This window comes from Catenulispora pinistramenti, assembly GCF_018274385.1.
GTDB lineage: Bacteria > Actinomycetota > Actinomycetes > Streptomycetales > Catenulisporaceae > Catenulispora > Catenulispora pinistramenti.
Window position 1 is genome coordinate 12258 of the sequence record NZ_JAAFYZ010000023.1, and the last position, 21941, is coordinate 34198.

Annotated in this window: 19 protein-coding genes; 16 read left to right on the forward strand and 3 right to left on the reverse strand. The window is 69.3% G+C overall.

The annotated features are described in order from the left end of the window. Positions 1 to 41: 41 nt before the first annotated feature. The 4 genes from KGQ19_RS09590 (at position 42) to KGQ19_RS09605 (ending at position 5339) form a co-directional block, all read left to right on the forward strand. Positions 42 to 2423: an Ntn hydrolase family protein gene (locus KGQ19_RS09590; protein ID WP_212008724.1), complete on the forward strand. Its 2382-nt coding sequence runs from the start codon at positions 42 to 44 to the stop codon at positions 2421 to 2423. 160 nt (positions 2424 to 2583) lie between these two features. After that, positions 2584 to 3282 carry a hypothetical protein gene (locus tag KGQ19_RS09595; protein ID WP_212008725.1) on the forward strand — a complete coding sequence of 233 codons (699 nt, stop codon included), beginning with the start codon at positions 2584 to 2586 and terminating at the stop codon, positions 3280 to 3282. Positions 3283 to 3761: 479 nt separating this feature from the next. Beyond that, positions 3762 to 4316, forward strand: a complete 555-nt coding sequence (locus KGQ19_RS09600) for an RICIN domain-containing protein (protein ID WP_212008726.1) — start codon at positions 3762 to 3764, stop codon at positions 4314 to 4316. Positions 4317 to 4367: 51 nt separating this feature from the next. Next, positions 4368 to 5339, forward strand: a complete 972-nt coding sequence (locus KGQ19_RS09605) for an acetylxylan esterase (protein WP_307856379.1) — start codon at positions 4368 to 4370, stop codon at positions 5337 to 5339. A gap of 84 nt (positions 5340 to 5423) precedes the next feature. Here the strand turns inward: KGQ19_RS09605 and KGQ19_RS09610 are convergent, their stop codons facing one another. Further along, positions 5424 to 6566 (reverse strand): mandelate racemase/muconate lactonizing enzyme family protein, encoded by a 1143-nt coding sequence (locus KGQ19_RS09610; RefSeq protein ID WP_212008727.1) that lies wholly within the window; start codon positions 6564 to 6566, stop codon positions 5424 to 5426. Between the two features lie 235 nt (positions 6567 to 6801). Between KGQ19_RS09610 and KGQ19_RS09615 the strand changes: the two genes are divergently transcribed. The 11 genes from KGQ19_RS09615 (at position 6802) to KGQ19_RS09665 (ending at position 18727) form a co-directional block, all read left to right on the forward strand. Next, positions 6802 to 7785 (forward strand): LacI family DNA-binding transcriptional regulator, encoded by a 984-nt coding sequence (locus tag KGQ19_RS09615; RefSeq protein WP_212008728.1) that lies wholly within the window; start codon positions 6802 to 6804, stop codon positions 7783 to 7785. An 84-nt stretch (positions 7786 to 7869) separates the two neighbouring features. Then, positions 7870 to 9252 (forward strand): ABC transporter substrate-binding protein, encoded by a 1383-nt coding sequence (locus tag KGQ19_RS09620; protein WP_212008729.1) that lies wholly within the window; start codon positions 7870 to 7872, stop codon positions 9250 to 9252. Positions 9253 to 9258: 6 nt separating this feature from the next. Next, on the forward strand, positions 9259 to 10206 hold the full coding sequence (locus tag KGQ19_RS09625; protein ID WP_212008730.1) for a carbohydrate ABC transporter permease: 948 nt from the start codon (positions 9259 to 9261) through the stop codon (positions 10204 to 10206). Further along, a complete protein-coding gene (locus KGQ19_RS09630; RefSeq protein WP_212008731.1) occupies positions 10203 to 11090 on the forward strand; it encodes a carbohydrate ABC transporter permease in 888 nt (295 codons plus the stop codon). Before KGQ19_RS09625 ends, KGQ19_RS09630 begins: the two co-directional genes overlap by 4 nt. Positions 11091 to 11236: 146 nt before the next feature. After that, positions 11237 to 13504, forward strand: coding sequence for a hypothetical protein (locus KGQ19_RS09635; RefSeq protein ID WP_212008732.1), 2268 nt, complete (start codon positions 11237 to 11239; stop codon positions 13502 to 13504). Between the two features lie 14 nt (positions 13505 to 13518). Continuing rightward, entirely contained in the window at positions 13519 to 15777 is a 2259-nt protein-coding gene (locus tag KGQ19_RS09640) for an FAD-dependent oxidoreductase (RefSeq protein ID WP_212008733.1), read from the forward strand. A 25-nt stretch (positions 15778 to 15802) separates the two neighbouring features. After that, entirely contained in the window at positions 15803 to 16645 is an 843-nt protein-coding gene (locus tag KGQ19_RS09645) for an NAD-dependent epimerase/dehydratase family protein (protein WP_212008734.1), read from the forward strand. A gap of 362 nt (positions 16646 to 17007) precedes the next feature. After that, entirely contained in the window at positions 17008 to 17238 is a 231-nt protein-coding gene (locus tag KGQ19_RS09650) for a hypothetical protein (RefSeq protein ID WP_212008735.1), read from the forward strand. A gap of 255 nt (positions 17239 to 17493) precedes the next feature. Further along, a complete protein-coding gene (locus KGQ19_RS09655) occupies positions 17494 to 18111 on the forward strand; it encodes a DoxX family membrane protein (protein WP_212008736.1) in 618 nt (205 codons plus the stop codon). Positions 18112 to 18315: 204 nt separating this feature from the next. Beyond that, positions 18316 to 18501: a hypothetical protein gene (locus KGQ19_RS09660; protein WP_212008737.1), complete on the forward strand. Its 186-nt coding sequence runs from the start codon at positions 18316 to 18318 to the stop codon at positions 18499 to 18501. Positions 18502 to 18553: 52 nt separating this feature from the next. Continuing rightward, positions 18554 to 18727: a hypothetical protein gene (locus KGQ19_RS09665; protein ID WP_212008738.1), complete on the forward strand. Its 174-nt coding sequence runs from the start codon at positions 18554 to 18556 to the stop codon at positions 18725 to 18727. A 210-nt stretch (positions 18728 to 18937) separates the two neighbouring features. Here KGQ19_RS09665 and KGQ19_RS09670 read toward each other — a convergent pair whose 3' ends face one another. Both KGQ19_RS09670 and KGQ19_RS09675 read right to left on the reverse strand, forming a co-directional pair. Next, positions 18938 to 19846, reverse strand: a complete 909-nt coding sequence (locus tag KGQ19_RS09670; protein ID WP_212008739.1) for a 2-oxo acid dehydrogenase subunit E2 — start codon at positions 19844 to 19846, stop codon at positions 18938 to 18940. A 305-nt stretch (positions 19847 to 20151) separates the two neighbouring features. Beyond that, on the reverse strand, positions 20152 to 21018 hold the full coding sequence (locus KGQ19_RS09675) for a universal stress protein (RefSeq protein WP_212008740.1): 867 nt from the start codon (positions 21016 to 21018) through the stop codon (positions 20152 to 20154). Positions 21019 to 21585: 567 nt separating this feature from the next. On the opposite strand from KGQ19_RS09675, the gene KGQ19_RS09680 reads away from it, so the two are divergent. After that, positions 21586 to 21921, forward strand: a complete 336-nt coding sequence (locus KGQ19_RS09680; protein ID WP_212008741.1) for a sensor histidine kinase — start codon at positions 21586 to 21588, stop codon at positions 21919 to 21921. The last annotated feature ends 20 nt before the right edge of the window (positions 21922 to 21941 follow it).

The following is a 21941-nucleotide window of genomic DNA, read 5'->3' on the forward strand; positions in this document are numbered from 1 at the left end:
CGCCGGAGCGGTCGCCACAGCAGGCTCCGCAGACGCCGGCGGTGGCACCGCCGTTGACCGCCCGCGCGGCAGCCATCGCCCGGCTCGTGGAAGCGCAGGGCGATCTGGAGATCGTCGCGATCGACAGCGGCGACCGTGACTACCTGTACCGCACGCTGGACGCCCAGCTGCGGTCGCGCACCGACTCCACGCTGGTCAAGATCGAGGCGGATCTGACCGGGAGGATGCCGGCGAACAAGATCCTGGAGTCGGTGGTCGCCAGTATCGCCGTGCAGCTCCGGGACGAGGCCCGGCGGTCGATCGATGACGCACTGCTGGACCTGACCCGGCAGGTCCGGTACGAATCCTCGCATTCATCCCCGGTGAACATCGCCGTGAACGTGGGAAACCGCTCCTCGGTGACCCTGAAGGAATCGGCGAACATCGCGCTGCGGGAGCACACGGCGGACCGGGATCTGTCTGAGGAACTGGCGGAGATCGCGGCTAACGGCACCAAGCTGCACGGCGGCCGGATGGTCGCCCTCATCGACCACGCGGAGTGGTTCGCCGGCAGCCAGGCCGGCCAGGAGTGGCTTCGCCGCTACACGGAGCTGACGCGGCCCCGGACCGTCGTCCGCATGCTGGTCCAGCCGTCGCCTCCGGCCACGGCCCCCGGGATCCGCCGCGAGGTCATGCGGCCGTTCCAAGACCAGGACATCCGCGACCTGCTGCCGTCGGCCTCCTCCAGGGGCGAGGTCGTGTCAGTGATCCGCGAAGCGGCGCACAACGAGCCCTGGCTCATTCACATCCTGGTCTCGCAGGTGGCGCTGAACGAGGCCCTGACCGAGGAAGACCTGCGTCGGGCCCTCAATAGCGGGGGGTCCAGCAAAGGCATCTGGGACTTCCTCAGCCGCTTCGTCTTCACCGGCGAATCCGGCTATCTGCAATGGGTGGTCCAACGCCTGGCACTGCTGCGAAGACTGAACAACGCCGCGGTCGAGGCGGTACTCTCCGAGGTCCTGCCAACCGGGGTGAGTGTGCGGATGGTCAATGACCAACTGCGCCGAACCCACTTGGTGGACGAGGACGCGGTACCGCAACCCGGAACCCCCGGCTTCCGACTCCTGGACCGGGTCGCCGCCGTCGCCGCCGAGGAGATGGCGAAGCAGCGGGAGGCCGGCCAGCATGTCCACGAACTGGCTGCCGGCCACTATTGGAAGCTGATCGACCTTTCGTACGCTGATGCCGAGGACCCCGAAGACACCGGCGGCGACCAGGAGGACACCGTCGATGCCGGATACCAGCTGTACTGGACGCGCTTCGAGAGCGACGAGTGGCTGGCCGACCTGCGGGAATGGATTCACCACTCCCGTCACACCGCGGCATTCGAGGACAGCGGATTCCGGCGTGCCGTACGCAACAGGCTGATCCGCTGGTACCTCGAAGGGTTCTTCTGGTTCGAGATCATGGCTTCGCACCACTTCTGCCGCGACCTCATGGCGGAGTGGGAGGCCTGGGCGGCCGGCATCCCCGAAGAACAAGCGTGGCTGACCCACGTCAAGACCTTCCACGCCGCGTTCGGGCGAGGAGCCGATCCCGACTCCCACGAGCCGCGCCCGGACTGGGAAGCCGCGCGTGACGCCATCTCCGTGATCCGCAAGGGGATCCCGCTCACCCATGGCGCCAGACCACCGCAGACAGCGACCGACGAAAGCATCTGCTACGCCATGGCCATGCATCTGGAGGCCGAGACCATCCGGAAGTCCGGGGACGTCGCCGCCTTCCCGCACGCCGAGCGGCTGTACCGGGGCGCCTACGAATGGCACGTCGACGACGCCTGGGCAAAGGCGTGGGCGATCCACGACCGCGTCGCGATGACACTGGCGGGCACCGTCATCGACATGGACACCGTGCTCTCCGACATCCGAGAAGTCGGACGGCTCGCCGAGGAAGAACGCGACCGGGAACTCCAGGCGCTGGCTATGTGCCAGTTCGCTCACGCTCTGTCCGTCGCCGGACGACACGAGCAGGCGGCACAGGCCATCATCGCAGGGCTCGTCGCCATGCTGGATTACAACACCCAGCAAGAACGCGCCTTGAAGGAGCTGAACAACTTCCCCAACATGTACACCCGCGAGTCCTATCTCGCCGTTGAAGCGGTTGCGAACACGGTCTTGTGCGGCATTGACGAACAGGGAATCCCACAGGTCAAGCGGCAGTTCGAGGCCGTCTGCGCGAAGCTGTTCGCCGCGTTCGCGCAGGGCGGGGACCCGCCGCGTGGCTGGCCGCCCGCGCCGGCGCTGGAGGACCTCAACCACACGGGGAGCGACTGGCTTCTTCGAGCCCGCCGCGCACTGCGCCAGGCCGAGAACATGGGTGTGCAGCTCAAGACCGTCAGTACCGCGATGCCGTGGTTCGAGGACTTCAACCGAGAAGCGGTCTGACGTGTCCGCCGGCGCCAGAGGCCGCCGACGACGGGAAACGAAAACAGACATGACGCGAGCTCAGGCGGGCCGGCGCCGGCGGGCCCGAGCAGCCGCGGCCGTGTCATGCGCCGCGACCTGCATCGTTCTCGCGGGTTGCAAGAGCTCGACGGCACACACCGTGAACCCGACGTCCAGCCAGGCCACCTCCGCGCCTCCCGGCATCCAATCGCAGCCCGGCTGGATAACTCCGGACAGCGCGGCGCCCTCCGTCGATGCCCGGGCGGTCACCCAGTTCTTGGCCTGCGAGCAGGATGCCCACAAAATCCATGCCGCCGCGAAGAACCTTCCCCGTTCCACGGGACACGACGTACAGTGCCTCGCCGATCCCCTGTTCGTCGTCGACATCGACAATCCGGCTTCGACCACCGACTATCGCGCGGGGCCGGCTGCCACACCTGACTCCCGGATACTGACCAGCACCATACTCGGCGGCTTCCAAGCCGAGCTGGATGCCTTTGACCAGGCGTCATACACAAAGACCGGCAGTTCCGCCCCCGACTTCGCCGTCGCCGTCGCCACACCCAAGGCATCCATGGCGGGAGTCAATTTCGTCGGGACCATATTGACCGACTTCCAAGCGACGAACCTGTTCACCCCGCCGACGATCGGCGCCAACGGCCGCCGGCTCCAACTCTTCATCGGCTGCGGCCAGAACGTCGCCCAAGGGCGCACTCTGTGCGCCTGGCAAGGGACCGGTTTCACGCAGGACGGCCCACAGCTGTATGTGGGCGCGCTGCTCTTCCCCGTGACGATCACGACCGGCCGCGCCGAGAGCCTCTCGGAATCGGTCATCGCCGGCCTGGCTCCCCCGACCTGAGCCGCCGGACCACAGCGTCGCGAACGGGGCGCGGTATCGCGAGGCGATTGATCACCCCTGCGAGAAGGCCGGCGGTGTGCCCCGGGAAGTGCTGTGGAGCTGAACCCGCGCCGACGAGAAGGCGCTGGGCGAAGAGGCGACAGCGTGCCCGGCCGATCGGCACCAGCCGGCAGCCGTGGGAGTAGGTTGACGCTGCTGCGCAATAGGAGCAGAGTGCTGATATCGGGCGGGTCGTTATCAACCCCTCGACAATGGCCAGGACGTCGCATCGTTCCCGCAAGCGCGGCGATCTACTACGCCACTGGGCCCCCGGACCCTGGGCTCTCATTCACCGTCCCCCGACGCCGTCCGGTGTTGCTTCTTCAGAAGATGCACGTCTCCGGACTGTCCGGGAGCAGCGCGGGCGAAGGAGAAGAGATCGAATGCGCTTTTCACGTGCCGGTGATCGTCACAATCCATTGATCCGTTCCGGGAATCGGATGGGACGGCGGCGCAGGCTGGCACTGGTCACGGCCGCCGCCGCGGCGTGTGCCTTCGCCGGGTTCACCGCGACGGCCACGGCCTCGACGGCCCGTCCGAGCGGGAACTCGCCGATCTACACCATCATCAGTAAGAGCAGCGGCAAGGACCTGGACGTCAGCGGTAGTGTCCACAACGGCGCCAACCTGATCATCTACCACAACCACAACGGCACCAACCAGCACTTCCGCATCGTCGGAGACTCGGTGGAGAACCCGCATCAGGTCGAGATCCAGACGCTGAGGGCCGCGGACGGATTGATTTACTGCGTCTGGGGCGACACCGTTCCGGGCCAGTCCTTCGGAGACGCGTCAGTACAGCTGTGCAATGGGAGCCAGGCGGAGCAGTTCGTCAGCGTTCCCTCGAACGACGTGCTGTACATCGCGTTCCAGAACATCGAAAACGGCCAGTGTCTGGACGTGCAGGAGAACGGCCAGGCCGACGGAACACAGGTCGGCCTGTACGCGTGCGGCGAAAACCAGCTGAACCAGCTGTGGCACGCCGCAAAGCAGTAGCGCGACCGTCCCGCCACTGCTCGCGGAGCGCCCCTGTGCCAAGGTTGCTCCGTGATCGTTCTCGCGGACCAGCCGCATCCCTACCCGTTCGACCCGGCCTACGGGTTCGATCTGGACGCACTGCTTCAGGTCGGACCGCCGTCGAATCCGCCTGCCGACTTCGCCGAGTTCTGGGCGGCCCTGTTCGACCGGGCGTCGGCGGTGCCGGTCCGGCCGCAGGTCGGACCGCTGGTTCGGCAGACCGGCGACGGACTCGATCTGTACACCCTCACCTTCGGCTCCCTGGGCGGGGTGCGGCTCGGCGGCTGGCTGGCCCTGCCCTCGGATGGGAAGGTCGATCGGGGTTTCGTGATCGGGCACGGGTACGGCGGACGCGACGCCCCCGATCTGGTCCTGCCCGCTCCCCGCGCGGCGGCGATCTTCCCCGTCGCGCGGGGGCTCGGTGTGAGCAGCCTGATGCCCGGCGTCTCGTCGGTGGCCGCCGAGCACGTCCTGCACGGCATCGAGTCCCGCGACACCTATATCCACGCCGGTTGTGCCGCCGACGTGTGGTGCGCGGCGAGCGCGCTGATCGAGGCGGTGCCCGAAGCGGCCCAGCGGCTCGACTACGTCGGTGGGAGTTTCGGCGGCGGGATCGGTGCCCTGGCACTGCCGTGGGACGCCCGCTTTCACAGCGCGCACCTCACCGTCCCGAGCTTCGGCAACCACCCGTTGCGCGTGACCTTGCCCTGCCTCGGCAGCGGCGCGGCGGTCCGCGACCGCTACCTGGTCCAGCCCGACGTGCTGGAGGTCCTGGCCTACTTCGACGCCGCCACCGCGGCTCGGCACCTGCGCATCCCCGTCCAGGTCGCCGCGGCGCTGTTCGATCCGTCCGTTCCGCCGCCCGGCCAGTTCAGCGTCCACAACGGCCTGGCCGGGCCGAAGCAGCTGCACGTCCTGGCGGCCGGCCACCACGACGACTACCCCCAGGCCGCCGGGGAACAGGAGAAGCTGCTCGCGGCTCGCGCTGAATTCTTCCGGTGAACCGGCAGGCGCCGGTTCGTATGTTGACGGTTCGGGCCGGCAGGGCAACGGCCGTCGGGCCGCCGCCCTGCCGGCGACCGGCCGCTACCAGTTCGTGAAAGCCCCGTCCCGGGTCCGGAGCTGCGGGCGCTCGGCCGCCGTCGCCTGGTACTTGCGGGCCTCGACCCGGTCGATGTCGATGCCCAGGCCCGGGGCGCCGCTCAGCTCGACCCGCCCCGGGGTGATCCGCGGCCGGAGGGTGAACAGCGCGTCGGCCAGAGGCTGCGGATCCACCTGGTGTTCCTGGATCGCGGCGTTGGGGGTCGCGGCGTTGAGGTGCATCGAGGACGCCGCGGTGACCGGGCCGAGAGGGTTGTGGGTGGCCAGGCGGATGTAGCGGGCCTCGGCCATCGCCGCTATCTTGCGGGCCTCGGTGAGTCCGGCGGCGATGCCGACGTCCACCCGCGCGTAGTCCACCAGGTCGTGGTCCAGCAGGCGGGCGAACTCCCACTTGGAGGCGAACTGCTCGCCGGCTGCCAGGGGGACGCCGGTGCGGGCCCGGAGCATGCGGTACGCGTCAGGGTTCTCACAGCGGATCGGGTCCTCGACGAAGAACGGCCGGGCCGTCTCGATCTCGCGGCACAGCGTCACCGCCTCCGGCGGGTCCAGGCGGGTGTGGACGTCGAGGATGAGCTCGATCTCCTCGCCCACCGCCTCGCGCACCGCGTGGAAGAGGTCCACCGACGCCCGCAGGCAGCGCCGCTGGTCCAGGACGTCGTCCTCGTCGTGCGGTGCGGAGAACCGCAGGTGGCCCCAGCCCTGCGCCACCAGGTCCCGGCAGCGGTCCAGGAACGCCGGGCGGTCGTGGTAGATGTCGCCGACGTGTACGTAGGCCGGGATGTGGTCCCGGACCGGGCCGCCGAAGAGCTCGTAGACCGGGACGCCCAGCGACTTGCCGCGGATGTCCCACAGCGCGACGTCGACGGCGGCGATCGCCGAGGCCAGGATCCGGTCGGCCGGGTAGAAGCCGCGGCGGAACATCGTCTGCCACAGGTGCTCGATGCGGGTCGGGTCCTCGCCGACGAGCAGGCCCGCCAGGTGGTCCAGGCCGCCGGCGACGGCGCGCTGGCGGGTGCGGACCCCCACCTCCCCGATGCCGTACAGGCCCTCGTCGGTGTCGACGACGGCCAGCATCATCGAGTCGCCGTGGTCCGGCAGGGTCAGGACCTCGATGCCGGTGATCTTCATGGTGCCCCCAGGGTGAGCGCCGGGAACCGTCTCGATCAGGCTATGAAAACGTTCCCAGGAACTTTCAAAATCTTGCAGATCTGCATCATGGGCGTTCACCGTCCGGCGGCGCAAGACTCGCCGACCTCAGAGTTTTCGTGGCCGCAACCCCATTGACATATCCCGGGAACGTTCGCGAAGATCCTCGCACCGGTCGCCGGAGGACGACGACCCCGACCAGTGAGCAGGAGCGGCGATGACGGTGACGATCCGCGAGGTGGCCGAGGCCGCCGGGGTCTCGGTCTCGACGGTGTCGCGGGCTTTCACCGCACCGGACCAGGTGAAGCCGCTGACCCTCAAGCGGGTGCTGGAGGCCGCCACGGCCCTGGGCTACGCGGCCAACCCCGCGGCGCGCAGCCTGCGCGGCGGCGGCACCGGCACGCTGGGCCTGATCATCCCGGACATCGCCAACCCGTTCTTCCCGCCGATCATCAAGGCGATGCAGGCCCGGGCCCGGCGGCTGGGCTACACGGTGCTGATGGCCGACTGCGACGAGCAGGAGGCCGACGAGATCGAGACGATCGCGTCGGTGTCCAAGCGGGTGGACGGCCTGGTGCTGTGGGCCTCCACGCTCAGCGAGACCCGGCTGCGCGAACTCGCCGGCCGGATCCCGATCGTCGTGGTCAACCGGGACGTTCCCGAGGTCTCGGAGGTGCGGATCTCCCTGGCCGCCGGGATCAGCCAGGCCGCCGAACACCTGCGCGCCTACGGCCACCGCAAGTGCGTCTTCATCAACGCCTCCCGGCCGGAACTGGCCCGCGGCAAGTCGATCCACGACTCCTTCGAGGCCGCCGGCCTCGCGCTGACCGAGATCGGTCCCTACGAGCCGCGGTTCGAGACCGGCGTGCACGCCGCGCCGCTCATCCTGGCGCACAACGCGACCGCGGTCCTGGCGCACAACGACCTGGTGGCGCTCGGCGTCCTGCACCAACTCGCCAACCTCGGCGCCTCGGTGCCCGGCGACGTCAGCGTCATCGGCATCGACGACACCCTGCTGGCCTCGGTCTCCACGCCGAGCCTGACCACGATCCGGATCTCGCCGGACGAGCTCGCCGTCCGTTCCGTCGAGCTGCTGACCGAGGCGATCACCGGCCGGGACGACGACGTCCCGGCGCGCGTCGTCGAGGTCGGGTCCCGGCTGGTGCCGCGGGCCTCGACCGGGCCCGCGCCGAACCGCTAGCCGCCCGCGGCTCCACCGTCGAACACAGCAAGAAGAACACCGAGAACAGAGCCCTCACTTCAACGATCCCTTCAGGAAGCCAAAATGGTCCGTATATCACGGTTCGTACTTATAGCGGGATGCGTCGCGACGGCGCTCACCGCCGCCGGCTGTTCCTCATCGTCCAAGTCCGGATCGGGATCCGGGTCCGGCTCCATCACCCTGCACGTCCAGGGCATGCCGCCGGCCACCGACCGGGCCGGCACCGCGCAGTTCCAGCAGATGGTCGCCGACTTCGAGAAGGCGAACCCCGGCATCAAGGTCCAGGGGTCGACGAACGTCTACGACCCGATGACCTTCTCGGCCAAACTCGCCGCGCACACCGTCGAGGACGTCATCAAGGTGCCGCTCACCGAGCCGCAGCGGCTGATCGCCCAGGGCCAGGTGCGCTCGATCACCGGCCAACTCCAGGCCTGGGACCACTACAAGGAGTTCAACCCGCAGGTTCTGGCTCCGCTCAGCGACGCCGGCGGCCAGGTCTACGGTGTCCCGCAGAACCCTTACGCCCAGGGCCTGATGTACAACCGCGCGCTGTTCACCGCTGCCGGACTGGACCCGGACAAGCCGCCGACGACGTGGGACGAGGTCCGCACCGACGCCGCGGCGATCGCCGAGAAGACCGGCAAGGCCGGGTTCGTCGCCGAGTCCAAGGACAACCAGGGCGGCTGGCAGCTCACGATGCTGACCTACGCCTTCGGCGGCGACATCGAGAAGAAGACCGGTGGCAAATACGTCTCAGCCTTCGATGACGCGCCCACGAAGGACGCGCTGAACCTGCTGAAGTCCATGCGCTGGAGCGACAACTCCATGGGCGCCTCCCAGCTGAACAACCAGACCGACGTGGTCAAGGCGTTCGCCGCCGGCCAGATCGGCATGTTCCTGGGCTCTCCGGGCACCTACCGGCTGGCCAAGATGACCTACGGCATGACCGACACCGCCTCGTTCGGCGCGGCCGCGATGCCGCAGGCCGGCGGCGGGGCGACGCTCACCGGCTCGGACGTCTACATGGTGCCCAAGTCGGTCGACGCCAAGCACGCCGAGGCCGCCGCGAAGTGGCTGATCTTCGCCTACGCCCTGCCCGCCTACGACACGACGGCGGCTGCCGAGCAGGCCAAGACGCTCGCCGCCGATCCCAAGGCCGCGGTCGGCGTGCCGACGCTGCCGGTCTTCGACGCCGCCCGGCAAGCCCAGATCGCCGACGCCATCAAGCCGTACGTCAACGTCGACCTGTCCCACTTCACGCCCTACACCAGCAATCTGGCGGCGCTCAAGCTCCGTCCCGAGCCCGAGTTCGAGGCGCAGAAGGTCTACGCGGTCCTGGACACCGTGATGCAGGCGGTGCTCACCGACAAGGGCGCCGACGTGGACAGCCTGCTGGCCGCCGCGCACAAGTCCGTCGACGCGACCCTGTCCGCGGACCAGAAGTAGCCTGCGATGAGTCTGCTCACCCAGAACCGGCCGCCCACCGCCTCGCGGCGCCGTCCCCTCGCCGGGCTCGTCGCACGGCGGCGCGGCCTGGAGACCCGGCGCCAGATCGCCGGCTGGCTGTTCCTGTTGCCGGCGCTGGTGATCTTCGGCCTGTTCGCCTGGTGGCCGATCGTGCGCGGCTTCGCCCTGGCCTTCCAGCGCACCAACCTCGTGGACCCGGCGCAGTGGGTCGGGTTCGACAACTTCCGCGCGGTGCTGGACGACCCGCTGGCGGCCACCGCGGTGAAGAACACCGCGATCTACGTCGGACTGGCTCTGGCGATCGGCTTTCCCGCACCGCTGATCCTGGCCTCGGTCATGTCCACGGTCCGGCGCGGCGCGGGCCTGTACCGCTTCCTGGTCTACCTGCCGGTGGTCATCCCGCCGACGGTGGCGATCCTGCTGTGGAAGTGGTTCTACGATCCGGGCTCAGGGCTCTTCAACAGCCTGCTGGGCGAGGTCGGGCTCGGGCCGTACCCGTGGCTGGACTCCCCGCACACCGCGCTGGCCTCGCTGGTCCTGGAGGCCACCTGGGCCGGGATGGGCGGTGCCGTCCTGATCTACCTGGCGGCGATGGCGGGCATACCCGGGGAGCTGTACGAGGCCGCCGAGATGGACGGCTCCGGGGTCTGGCGGCGGATCTGGCACGTGATGCTGCCGCAACTGCGGCCGGTGATCGGACTGCTGCTGCTGGTCCAGCTGATCAGCACGATCCAGGTCTTCACCGAGCCCTACCTGTTCACCGGCGGCGGACCGCAGAACGCGACCATGACCGTCCTGCTTCTGATCTTCCGCTATGCCTTCCAGAACGGCGAGTACGGCCAGGCCGCGGCGCTGACCACGCTGATGGTGCTGACCCTGGCCGTGTTGTCCGCGGTGTACCTGCGGGCCACCCGGAGTTGGAGCCGCACATGAGCACCCCCAGCGCTTTCCCGACCACGTTCATCGCCTCCGGGCGCCAGGGCCCGGCGGCCCGGGCCGCCACCCGCTCGATCCAGGCCGCCACCCTGATCCTGTTGCTGGCGGCCGGGATCGGCCCGCTGTACTGGATGGTCAAGGGCGCGGTCTCGCCGCCGGCGCAGACCGTCGCGCACCCGCTGGCGGTGTGGCCGGGCCAGGCCCGGTTCGCCAACTTCTCCACCGCGTTCCACGAGCTCGGCATCGGGCACTACCTGCTCAATACCCTGATCGTGGTGAGCGGTTCCTGGGCCGTGCAGCTGTTCGTCTCGGTGACCGCCGGCTTCGCGTTGTCGGTGCTGCGGCCCAGGTTCGGCAAGGTCGTCTACGCGATGATCCTGGCGACGATGTTCGTCCCCTACACCGTGAACCTGGTCAGCCTGTTCCTGACGATCATCGACGTCCCGATCATCCACGTGGACCTGGCCGACACCTACTGGGCGCTGTGGCTGCCGGCCGGCGCGAGCGCGTTCACCGTGCTGCTGGCCAAGCAGTTCTTCGACTCCCTGCCCCGGGAGCTGTTCGACGCCGCCCACGTCGACGGCTGCTCGACCCGGCACCTGCTGACCAAGATCGTGCTGCCGATGAGCCGTCCGGTCCTGGCGGTCATCAGCCTGCTGGCGGTGACGCACAGCTGGAAGGAGTTCGTCTGGCCGCTGGTGGCGCTCACCGATCCGAACAAGCAGCCGATCTCGGTGGCGCTGTCCCAGCTGTCCGGGCAGGCGCCGCAGGACCAGCTCATCGCGGCCATGGTCATGGCCGCCGCGCCCCCGATCGTCGTCTTCGCCGTGTTCCAGCGGCAGATCGTCGCCGGACTCGGGTTCACCGGCGTCAAGGGCTGACCGGCCGGCCCGTCGACGGTCGGCCAGACCGTCCAGACCGTCCAGACCGTCCAGACAGCGCAGAACGCTCGTCCCTCGTATCGCCATCGAAAGAGAAAGGCACCACGATGTCACTTTCGCGCCGCAGATTCGTCCAGGGAACCGCCGTGGCCACCGGGACGGCGCTGCTGACCCCGACGCTCGCCCAGACCGCCCACGCCGCCGGATCGGTCACGGTCTCGGCGGCGGGCGTCACGCTCGTCGGGCAGACCGACGGCAGCCTGCTGATCCAGGACGGAGCCGGGGTCGACCGGGTCCTGGTCCCGTACTTCATGCTCAAGGACTCGGTGCTCGGTCAGCAACGCACCTACGGCGGCACGCCGACCCTGACCACCCTGGCCGACGGGAGTTCGGCGATCCAGATGGCCTACGTCCTGAGCAGTGGAGCGCCGGGCGTCACGGTGACCGGCGTCTTCGCGGCGAAGCCGAACCAGGCCGAGCTGTCCTGGACGGTGGCCGGATCCAGCACCCTGACACCCACGGGGTTCATGGTCGGGCGCACCGTCTCGGCTGCCACCGCCGCCGAGACCTACGAGCCGGTGACCGTGTGGAACCGCGACACCGGCGGCGGCGTCCCGTACGAGACCAACGCCGGCGCGACCTACGTCGAGACGTGGGCCGACATGCAAGGGTTCTTCTATCTCGCCGCGACCACCCCGGCCTACACGAACGCGACCTGGATGCACGCGCCGGGCACGTCCACGGGCTCTGATTCGGCGGCCACCTCGGCGACCCTGGTCCTGGGCGGAACCCGGCCGCGCTCGGCGGGGGCGATCGCCACCGGTGCCGGCCTCGGCGTGGACGCCTGGACCGACCAGCCGTTCAACCTCTGGAACACCCCGGGCGCGGCGATGACGCTCAACGCCCAGGTCGCCAACGGGGGCGCGGCGTCCCAGCCGGTGACCGTCACCTGGTGGGCCAAGGACTTCGCCGGGCAGCAGATCGCCGGCGGCACCGTGAGCGCGACCGTCGCGGCCGGCGCGGTCTGGAACGGCTCCTTCCCGGTCACCGGCCCGGCGCAGGGCATCGTCTTCACCGAGGTGCAGGCCGTCGCCGGATCGGCCTCCGCCTTCGCCCGCACGAACCTCGCCGTGCTGCCCGACTTCGCCTACCAGGGCGGATCGACGTCGATGTTCGGCCTGGCGAACTATCCGTGGCTGCTCAAGCCGAATCAGGCCGCTGTCCTCGGGCTGCTGAAGACCATGGGCATCAAGTGGATCCGGAACGCCTACAGCGGCGCGCCCGGCATCGACACCGCGACGCTGGACGCCAACGGGATCCTGCACAACGTCGAACTCGGTGCCATCCCGTTGAACGGGACCGCCGCGCAGATCTCGGCCTGGGCCGACGCCTCGGTCGCGACCTGTACCAGCTCCGGCGCCAAGCACTTCGAGGTCGGCAACGAACTGAATCAGCCCTGGATGTCGGGCCAGGGCGCGGACGTGTACGTCCGCGACGGCCTCCAGCCGATCCACGACCGGCTCACGGCCGCCGGATCGGCGGTGAAGGTCTCCAACTGCGGTCTGGGCGGCATGGACTACAACTGGACCGCGAACTTCTACGCCGCAGGCGGCTGGCCGCTGATCGACGCCTTCGCCATCCACCCCGGACGCGGCAACTTCACCGCCGACTACGCGCCGGACCCCTCGACCTGGACGCAGGGCGGCACCGGCACCTACTGGAACTTCTACGGCGCGGTGACCAAGGCCCGCCAGACCGTCGACACCTACGGCGGCGGCAAGGCGCTCTGGCTGACGGAGGCCTACGCGCCGACCCGCCCGAACGTGTGGTGGAGCGACACCTACCGGACCGCCGCCGAGAACATCGTCCTGAGTCTCGCGCTGGCCAAGGTCCAGGGGGTCGAGCTGGTGCAGTGGTACCAACTCCACGACTCGACGATCCACCACCCGCAGGAAGCCGACCCGACGGACGTCGAGTACCACTCCGGCATGATGATGCGGGACACCAGCCCGAAACCGTCGATGCTGGCGTACGCGACCGTCGCCCGAGCGCTGGACCAGGCGACCTTCCTGCGCTGGCTGACCTTCTCCGACCCGCTGATCAAGGGTCTGGTGTTCACGACGCCGAACGGCCCGGTGTCGATCCTGTGGTCCCGGCACGACGGCTACGTGCTGAACGCGGACCACGGCACCGGGACCGGCTATGCCACCCCCGAGCCCTGGACCGACGTCTGGCCGACCAAGACCCAGGTCAGCGCGCATACCGGGACCGCGAGCGGCACCGTGACCGTCACCGACTGCGTCGGGCGGCAGAGCACGCTCCAAGCCTCGGACTTCGCCGTCACCCTGACCTTGGACGGCGCACCCCGGATCGTCTGGGGACTGGCCGAGAACGCCGACTGGAAGACGAGTTAGGACGCCTGGGAACCATGCGCAGCGAGAACGTACGGCACGACATCACCGTCGTCGGCGGCGGCCTGGCCGGGACCTGCGCGGCGATCGCCGCGGCCCGGCTGGGCGCGTCCGTCGCCCTGGTCACCAACCGCCCGGTGCTCGGCGGCAACTCCAGCAGCGAGGTGCGGGTGTGGGTGGTCGGGGCCACCGGGCACGGCAAGAACCACTTCGCCCGCGAAGGCGGGATCATGGGGGAGCTGTTCGTCGAGAACCAGTACCGGAACATCGACGGGAACCCCTACATCTGGGACGCGCTGCTGCTGGATCTGGTGCGCGCCGAGCCGGGCATCAGCTTGTATCTGAACACTGATGCGCGGGAGGTCGAGGCCGGGGCTTGCGGGGCTTCCGGTGACGGACCGGAGCGTCGCATCAGTGCACTGACCGGCTGGACGATGGGCTCGGAGCGGCTGATCCGCTTCGAGAGCGACGTCTTCCTGGACTGCACCGGCGACGGGCTCGTCGGCTTCCTCGCCGGGGCGAAGCACCGGATCGGCCGGGAGGCGCGCGCCGAATACGGCGAGGACTGGGCCCCGGAGGTCGCCGACGACGTCACCCTCGGCTCGACGCTGCTGTTCTACACCAAGGACGCCGGGCATCCGGTCGCGTACGTGCCGCCTTCGTTCGCCAAGGACATCAGCAAGACCTCGATCCCCGAGCGCCGCATCATCAAGGCCGGCGACAACGGCTGCGCCTACTGGTGGATCGAGTTCGGCGGCGAGCTGGACACCGTCCACGACAACGAGGAGATCCGGGACGAGCTCTGGTCGGTGGTCTACGGGATCTGGGACCACATCAAGAACTCCGGGAAGTTCGACGCCGAGACGATGACCCTGGAGTGGGTCGGCTCGATCCCCGGCAAGCGCGAGTACCGGCGCTTCCTCGGCGACCACGTCCTGACGCAGGGGGACATCCTCGGGCAGACGGAGTTCGACGACCGCGTCGCGTTCGGCGGCTGGTCGATCGACCTGCATCCGGCGCGGGGCATGTACGCCGCGGAGGACGGCGCCAAGCAGCGCTTCGCCGACGGCGTCTACCACATCCCGTACCGGTCGCTGTACTCGGCGAATGTCAGCAACCTGCTGTTCGCCGGACGGGACATCTCGGCGAGCCACGTGGCGTTCGGCTCCACGCGGGTGATGGCGACCTGCGCGACGCTGGGCCAGGCGGCGGGGACGGCTGCGGCGCTGTGCGCGGCCGGGAGCGTTTCGCCGAGCGGCCTGGACGTGGCGGCGCTGCAACGGACGCTGCTGCGAGAAGACGCCTCGGTGGTCGGGATCGCTCTCGAAGATCCGGACGACCATGCGGCGCGCGGCACGGTGACGGCGTCCTCGACGCTGACCCGGCTGGCGTCCGGCACACCCGGCTCCCCGGCGCCGACCGCGTCCTGGCCGCTGGCCGCCGACGCCGGGATCGTGCTGCCGGTCGATCCGGCGCTCGATGAGCTCTCGCTCCTGGTCGATGCGACGCAGGATACTGAGTTGATCGTCGAACTCCACGATCCCGAGCTCGGGCAGAACTATGTGCCCCGCAAACTCCTCGACACGGTGCGACTGGCCGTTCCGGCCGGGGCGGAGCAGTGGGTGAAGACCGGTCTGAGCTGGTCGCCGACCTCGCCCCGCAACGCCTTCCTCGTGGTGAAAGCCAATCCGGACGTCTCGTTGCGCGTCGCGGAACAGGGCGTTCCCGGCGTGCTCTGCCTGAGCCGTATCCCGTTGCGGCCGAAGGACGAGGCACCGCAGCTGCTCCGGGAATGGACGGACACGGACCTGCGCCACCGGGTCTTCTCCTTCGATGCGGGAAGCACCGCGGCCTTCGCTCCGGCGAAGTCAGTGGACGGATACGCACGGCCGTTCGGCGGCCCGCACATGTGGGTCGGCGAGCCGGACTGCTCGCAGCGGCTGCACCCGCAGTGGCTGCAGGTGGCTTGGCCCGAGCCGGTCCCGGTGGCGCGGATCGAGGTCGTCCTGGACGACGACGTGGACGAGGACCTCATCAACCTGCACCATCACCGCACCCCGGAGCCGGTGATGCCGACACTGGTCCGCGACTACCGGGTGGAGCTCAGGACGCCGGCGGGGGAGTGGGAGAGCGTCGCCCGGGTCACCGCGAACCGGCGCCGCCGCAACGTCCATGTCCTCCAGGCACCGGGCCGCACGACCTCGGCGGTCCGGATCGTCGTGGAGTCCACCAACGGCGCGCCGTCGGCCCACGTGGTCGCGGTTCGCGTCTACTGACACCCGCGGAGCACAGGAACAGGCCATGACAGAACACGTACTCGTCACCGGCGCGGCAGGACGGATCGGCCGCGCCGTCCTGGCCCACCTCGACGACCACGGGGTCGCAGCCACCGCACTGGTCCTGGCGGACCCGGGCGACCTCACGGCCCGGCACGTCGTGGTCGGCGACGCGGCCGACCCGGCGACCGTCCGCAAAGCCCTGCACGGCGTCGACGCGGTCATCCACCTGGCGGCCATCCCCACCCCGGAGCACAACACACCGCAGGAGGTCTTCGGCACGAACACGATGGCCACCCTCACCGTCCTGGAGGAGGCCGGCCACGCGGGCATCCACCACGCCTGCCTCGCCAGCTCCTACGGCGTCACCGGCCTGCCCTGGTCGGTCACCGACGCACACCCGCCGTACCTCCCCGTGGACGAGGCGATGCCCTCGCAAGTCAGCGACCCATACGGGCTTTCGAAGCAGGCTGACGAACTCATCGCGCAGATGGCGGCGCGCCGCCACGAGATGAGCGTCGTCTGTCTGCGCTACCCGTTCGTCGGGGACCAGGAGCGCCTCACCGCCCGAGCCCGGCAGCTCAGGCAGAACCCGGCAGCCGGCGCCGCCGAGCTCTGGACCTATCTCGACGTCCGCGACGCGGCGCGCGCCGCGCTCCTGGCCCTCGCAGTCCCTGGCCCCGGCGCACACGCCGTCCATCTGTGCGCACCGGACACCCTCTCCCAGCAACCGACCTCGGACCTCATCGCCCGCTTCCACCCCGGCGTCGAGCTCCGTGCGGCGATCAGCGGGCGCCAGGCGGCGATCCGCACCACGGCCGCAGAGAAGCTGCTCGGCTTCGTACCCGAGTGGCTCTTCGAGCTCTAGCGGTCGCGACGCGAACCCGGTCCGCGCCCGGGCCGGCGGCATTCGGCCCGGGCACAGACCTGCGCGGTGCCCGTGGCTCCAGAACGGTCTCCAGCCCCTTCTGGCGATCGGTGACGGCCGCGGGCTCGCCGCGGCCGCGATTGCCCAGGACCAGCAGATCACCGCGTCCTCCGCCGGCGGGATCCGTTCTGTGCGCGTCTTCTGCCGGGTGACCTGCGGAGATGGAAACTCGACATAGCGGGAATGATTCCTATGAATTGGATGATTCGGGGCGTAAAATCTCTAGGAGCGGCGCTGCCTCCTCGGACCCCGGTGACTGACTACTCGCCGTCGACACGCGTCCCGACTCAGGGAGCAAGGAAATGGTCAGCACCGCACGCCCCCCGCTGAGCGATAGCGACAATAAGCTTGTCGACCTGCTTTTCAGCGCGAGCCTCACGATTCACGGCGCGGTCTCGCTGACCTCGGACCGGCAGACCGCGGACCTGCTCCGCGCGGCGATCGACAATCTCGACCGGTCGGTCCAAAGAGTCCGGAACCTCGCGTTCGACCAGGCCTCGCCGCCGGTCGGCGAAGTGGTCGGCGCTTCGTGACATCGCGGCTCTGATCGTCTGCCGCACGTAGCCGCCGCACGTAGCCGCCGCACGTAGCCGCCGCAGCGCGCCGCCGGAACGCGATCGCTGTGCGCGCCGCATCCGCCGTATCGGCCGTAGCCGCCGTGCCCGTCGCGAGGTGACTATCGGCCCTGATAGTCGGGACCTTTGGCACCGGGCGGTGTTCTGTTTGCTGGCCAGACTTCGTAGTGACGCAGCAAACGAACATCTTATTCTCGGCGATTGGAACTGATCATGACTACACAGCACGGCGGGGCTCACCTGAGCGACCGGTTCCATTTCTCACCGCGTGCGGCACGCACTTCGGTCGCGGCCGAGGACGCGACTTCCGCGGTCGATGCCCGGGAGGTTTCGATCGCGGCGCTGCGGATCGGTACCGGGTTCGTGTTCTTGTGGGCGTTCCTGGACAAGACCTTCGGGCTGCACTACTCCACCGCCTCCAAGAGCGCCTGGATCCACGGGGGTTCTCCGACCAAGGGCTTCCTGGGTCATGTGGCTGTCGGCCCGTTCCAGTCCGCGTTTCATTCCATGGCCGGCAACGGCTTCGTGGACTGGGCGTTCATGCTCGCTCTGCTGGGTATCGGCAGTGCCCTGATTGCGGGTGTCGGACTGCGGATCGCGGCGGTCTGCGGCGTGGTCCTGGTGGCGATGATGTGGCTCGCGGTCTACCCGCCGGCCCAGCACACCGCCACCGGTGCCGCGACCTCGTCGGCCAACCCGCTGGTCGATGACCACGTGCTGGAAGCCCTCGCCCTGGCCGCCGTCGCCGTCTTCGGCACCGGCAGCCGGCTGGGCCTGGGCGCCGCGTGGGCGAAGCTGCCCATCGTCCGGAACCACCGCTCGCTGGTCTAAGACCCGCCCCACCGGGCAAGACCCCTCCACCGCCGGGCCGGGACCTTCGAGGTCCCGGCCCGGCTTGCTGGATCTCGGGGACGGTGCGTTCCCGGCCGGCCCGACTGTCGAGGGCCTCGTCGTGTTCTGATGCCGTCGTATCAAGGCCCGAATGGGCCGAACTCCTCTGGCCCGGGCCGCCGGTCCGAGGCGATGGTCGAAGGTATGACGACGGATACGCCCTTCCTCATCGGCGCCGAAGTCCATTCGGCCGACGGCATCGTGGTGGGCCGGCTGACCCGGGTCGTCGTCGACCCCGTGGCCAAGGCCCTGACCGACGCGGACGTGCCGATCCCGCAGTCCTCGATCACCGGGTGCCGGTGGACGAGCGGCATCACAGAGCTCGAATAGAGAGGTGGGCAAGGCGATGCGGAACGCGACAGTACGGAGGATCGGAAAAGTGATGTGTCGGCAACTCCTGCTCGGTGCCGCCCTCGGCTTCACCGGCAGCTTGCTGTTCCGGGCCCGGCGGTCCCTCGCCGACGCCGCCGGGCGGCCCGCCTCGCGACCGGCCGAGGTGCCGATCCGGGCGCCGTACGAGGAACCGGTGGCGATCCGACCGTGGCACGTGGCCTGACCCTCATCACGGGATCCGACGGGTGCGGATGGCGAGATCACCAGGGTCTGGGTGGCCAGGGACTCGACGAACCAGCCGGCCCGGAACTTGGCGGGACCGGGGTGGAAGACCCACGGTACTTGATGGTGTCGGGAAGATGCGGTGGCCTTCGGTGACGCCGGCCCTGACGGTCACCGACGGCACCACCCTGGGGTCGCTGTGGCCCTACGTTCATCGCGCTGGGCGAGGAGTTGGTGACGTCGTCTCCGGCTCAGGTGCCGGCTCGGGTGCCGGCGCGGGCACCGGCGGCTGTGATGGTCTCTTCTTCGCGATGTGCGCTTGGAGGGCCTCGGCGTGTTCGATCGTGTCGCACAGCCGGGTGGCGAACGCGGCCGCCTCGGTTTCCTCCACGACGTAGTGGTCGAAGGTGAGGGTCAGGTTGAGGATCTCGTGCTGTTCGATGATGTTGCTTGTCCGGTGCGGGGCGGAACAGACGCTGCCGACCGTCACCTGCAGCGGCATCAGGGCGGGCATGGCGATGCCGAACGTCTCGCCGACGTTTCGCATCCCCGTGGTGGTGACCGCGACCGTGCCGGTCCGTTGCCGGAGCCGTACGGACCGGTCCTGGACCGTGTACATCGCTCGCAGGAGCCCGGGCACCCGGGTGAGCCCGGGGAGTCGGTCGCAGAGTCGTTCGATGCCGTACGCGGGGGAGTCGTTCGTGGACAGCAGCTGTGTGGAGACCTCGACGACGTCGCCGAGGTCGGCGTCGGTGACGACGTGCGGCACGATTCGGTGACCCGGCTCGGTCTGCGTCTGGACCGGCACCATGACGTCGACGTGGTGGTGGGTGACCAGGCGTCCGCGCCAGTCGCGATAGGCGTGCACGGTGGGATGCTCGGCAGCGGCCCGCGCCACGGATACGGCGATGAACGCGGTGAGGGAGAACGTGTCCGGCGACATCGCCATGATCCTGCGCGCGGTCGTGACGTCAGCCGTCACCAGGTAGTGCAGGGGTGTTCGGCGGTGTCCGGTCCGTGCGGCGCCGATCGCCAGGCGGCGGTCCGCCGGCAGCGGGTGGATCTCGACGCCGCGGATGCGCGTCGCGGTCTTCGCGGTGGTGGTGCCTTCGGATCGCATGATGTCTCCTCGACGGTGTGCTCAGGAAACGAGCCGTTCGGCCCGCTCCTTGATCCCGTGCAGCATCTTCCGTTCCATGAGCAGGCTGCCGGCACGGCTTGTGGCCCGGCGGGTGAACGAGGGCGACGAGTGAGGGGATGGTCATGGCTGCCGCCTCCTGGAAGCTTCGTCGGCCGGGCTCCGGTGCCCTGAACGGCAGTCTTGTCGCATCACGGCGGAAGTATCAGGGCCCGATGTCCCCCTTCGGCAGGACCCACGCCCCGGTTCTGGGCGGGACCTTCGGCTCTGGCTTCGAGGCACTCGCCTCACGCGCGCGGCACGACCGTGACCGGGCAGTCCGCGTGGTGTAGCAGGGTGTGGGTGATCGGTCCGGGGCGCATCCCGGGGTGGCCGTCGCCGCGGCGGTGCGCGCCGGCGATGATCAGGTCGGCGCTCGCGGTCAGTTCGGTCAGTACCGCGCTCGGCATGCCGTCCATGACCTCGATGACGAGGTGGACGTCCGGATGCTTGGCGTGCCAGGGGTTCAATCGCCGTTCCAGGGCGGAGCGGATGTCGGCCACGGCGTGTTCCTTGGCCCGGGCCAAGACGTCGGATCCGGCGGCCTCGGTCCAGTCCAGGTCCCAGACGTTGACGACTTCCAGTCGTGCGCCGCGTAGCGCGGCTTCGGTGAAGGCGAAGTCCATGAGTTCCTCGCCGGGGTCCTCGACGTCCAGCGCGAGGACGACTGTGTCGGTGGGCTCGCGCGGAGTGCCCCGTACGATCATGGTCGGGCCCGAGGCCAGTGTCAGTGTCCTTATCGATACCGAGCCGAGCAGCAGTCCGGTGAAGCCGCCGCGGCCGCGGTTGCCGAGGACCAGCAGGTCGGCCTCCCGGGCTGCCTCGGCGATGGCGTCGGCGGTGGGCCCGGCGATGACCGCGGAGTCCACGGTCATGCCGGGATAGTGCCGGCGCAGTGTCTCGACGCCGGTGGCGGCGATGCTGTCGGCGGCGTCCTTCAGGGATGTCTCGACGCCCATCGGGACGTAAGCTCCGGGTCTGCCCACGGCGATCCAGTGGAAGGCGTTCACGACGGTGACCGACGCGTCCCGCCAGGCGGCCTCCCGGCCGGCCTGGGCCAGGGCGCGGTCGCCGGACGGGCTCTGGTCGTAGCCGACTACGATGCTGCGCTTCATGATGACTCCTTCTGTGTTCATGCCGTTGCTGTGTTCATGCCGTGTGTCCGTACCGGGCTCAGCGCAGGCGGCCTGCGTCACGATCTTGCGGAACAGACACCGTCGGGGTCAGCAGGGTCAGCACCGGGGCCGCTGCCTCAGTGAAGCGCTCCACACGCTGTTCCACGGTCATGCCTCGATCGTCCCCGTGGCCGGGACTTCGGCAGAAGAGCCTTTGGACCCTACTTCCCGCAGCTCAGCTCGCCCTGTCTCGCCGGCTCCGGCCGGACTACGGTGGGCATGGCAGAGGCGGGTGCGGGCCATCGGCTTGCGCACCGTCGCAGAAAGGCACCCCGGAGGATGGCCGATCGGGAGCCGGACGAGCCCCGCAACTGTCTGTTGCCGCAGCTACGGATGGACGAGCAAGCAGGTGGTGCGGGACCGCGTCACCAAGACCGTGCCAGAGCTCGACGACACCATCAAGGCGATCCGCTCGACCATCTTCGCGCTGTCCGACCACGCGACAGCAGAGGAGACGCCGGGCCTGCGGGCGCAGGTACTGCGGTATGCCAGGACTCTGCCACGGTCTTGGGCTTCACCCCGCCGGTTCGCTTCACCGGGCCGATCGACTTCGAGGTGTCGGATGAGGCGGCCGAGCATGCGTTGGCGGTGGTACGTGAGGCGTTGTCCAAGGTCGGGCGGCATGCGCAGGCCTCGAAGGCTGATGTGGATGTGGCGACTGCTGACGGATATCTGGTGCTGCGGGTCGCCGACAACGGGGTGGGGATGCCGGAGGGTGGCGGACCCCGCAGCGGGCTGGGCAATCTCGCCGATCGGGCTGCCGCGTTGGGTGGGGAGTTCACGGTCGGGCCTGCCGAGGGCGGCGGCACTGTGTTGACGTGGCGGGTTCCGCTGGACGACTGACGTCGTGGTGCACGCTGGGC

What these genes read in the sequence shown, in the direction of transcription:
- KGQ19_RS09600 (WP_212008726.1), top strand. Translation starts at nt 3,762, where the DNA reads ATGGGACGGCGGCGCAGGCTGGCACTGGTCACGGCCGCCGCCGCGGCG.
- KGQ19_RS09610 (WP_212008727.1), bottom strand. Translation starts at nt 6,566, where the DNA reads ATGAAGATCACCGGCATCGAGGTCCTGACCCTGCCGGACCACGGCGAC.
- KGQ19_RS09615 (WP_212008728.1), top strand. Translation starts at nt 6,802, where the DNA reads ATGACGGTGACGATCCGCGAGGTGGCCGAGGCCGCCGGGGTCTCGGTC.
- KGQ19_RS09620 (WP_212008729.1), top strand. Translation starts at nt 7,870, where the DNA reads ATGGTCCGTATATCACGGTTCGTACTTATAGCGGGATGCGTCGCGACG.
- KGQ19_RS09625 (WP_212008730.1), top strand. Translation starts at nt 9,259, where the DNA reads ATGAGTCTGCTCACCCAGAACCGGCCGCCCACCGCCTCGCGGCGCCGT.
- KGQ19_RS09630 (WP_212008731.1), top strand. Translation starts at nt 10,203, where the DNA reads ATGAGCACCCCCAGCGCTTTCCCGACCACGTTCATCGCCTCCGGGCGC.
- KGQ19_RS09640 (WP_212008733.1), top strand. Translation starts at nt 13,519, where the DNA reads ATGCGCAGCGAGAACGTACGGCACGACATCACCGTCGTCGGCGGCGGC.
- KGQ19_RS09645 (WP_212008734.1), top strand. Translation starts at nt 15,803, where the DNA reads ATGACAGAACACGTACTCGTCACCGGCGCGGCAGGACGGATCGGCCGC.
- KGQ19_RS09650 (WP_212008735.1), top strand. Translation starts at nt 17,008, where the DNA reads ATGGTCAGCACCGCACGCCCCCCGCTGAGCGATAGCGACAATAAGCTT.
- KGQ19_RS09655 (WP_212008736.1), top strand. Translation starts at nt 17,494, where the DNA reads ATGACTACACAGCACGGCGGGGCTCACCTGAGCGACCGGTTCCATTTC.
- KGQ19_RS09660 (WP_212008737.1), top strand. Translation starts at nt 18,316, where the DNA reads ATGACGACGGATACGCCCTTCCTCATCGGCGCCGAAGTCCATTCGGCC.
- KGQ19_RS09665 (WP_212008738.1), top strand. Translation starts at nt 18,554, where the DNA reads ATGTGTCGGCAACTCCTGCTCGGTGCCGCCCTCGGCTTCACCGGCAGC.
- KGQ19_RS09670 (WP_212008739.1), bottom strand. Translation starts at nt 19,846, where the DNA reads ATGCGATCCGAAGGCACCACCACCGCGAAGACCGCGACGCGCATCCGC.
- KGQ19_RS09675 (WP_212008740.1), bottom strand. Translation starts at nt 21,018, where the DNA reads ATGAAGCGCAGCATCGTAGTCGGCTACGACCAGAGCCCGTCCGGCGAC.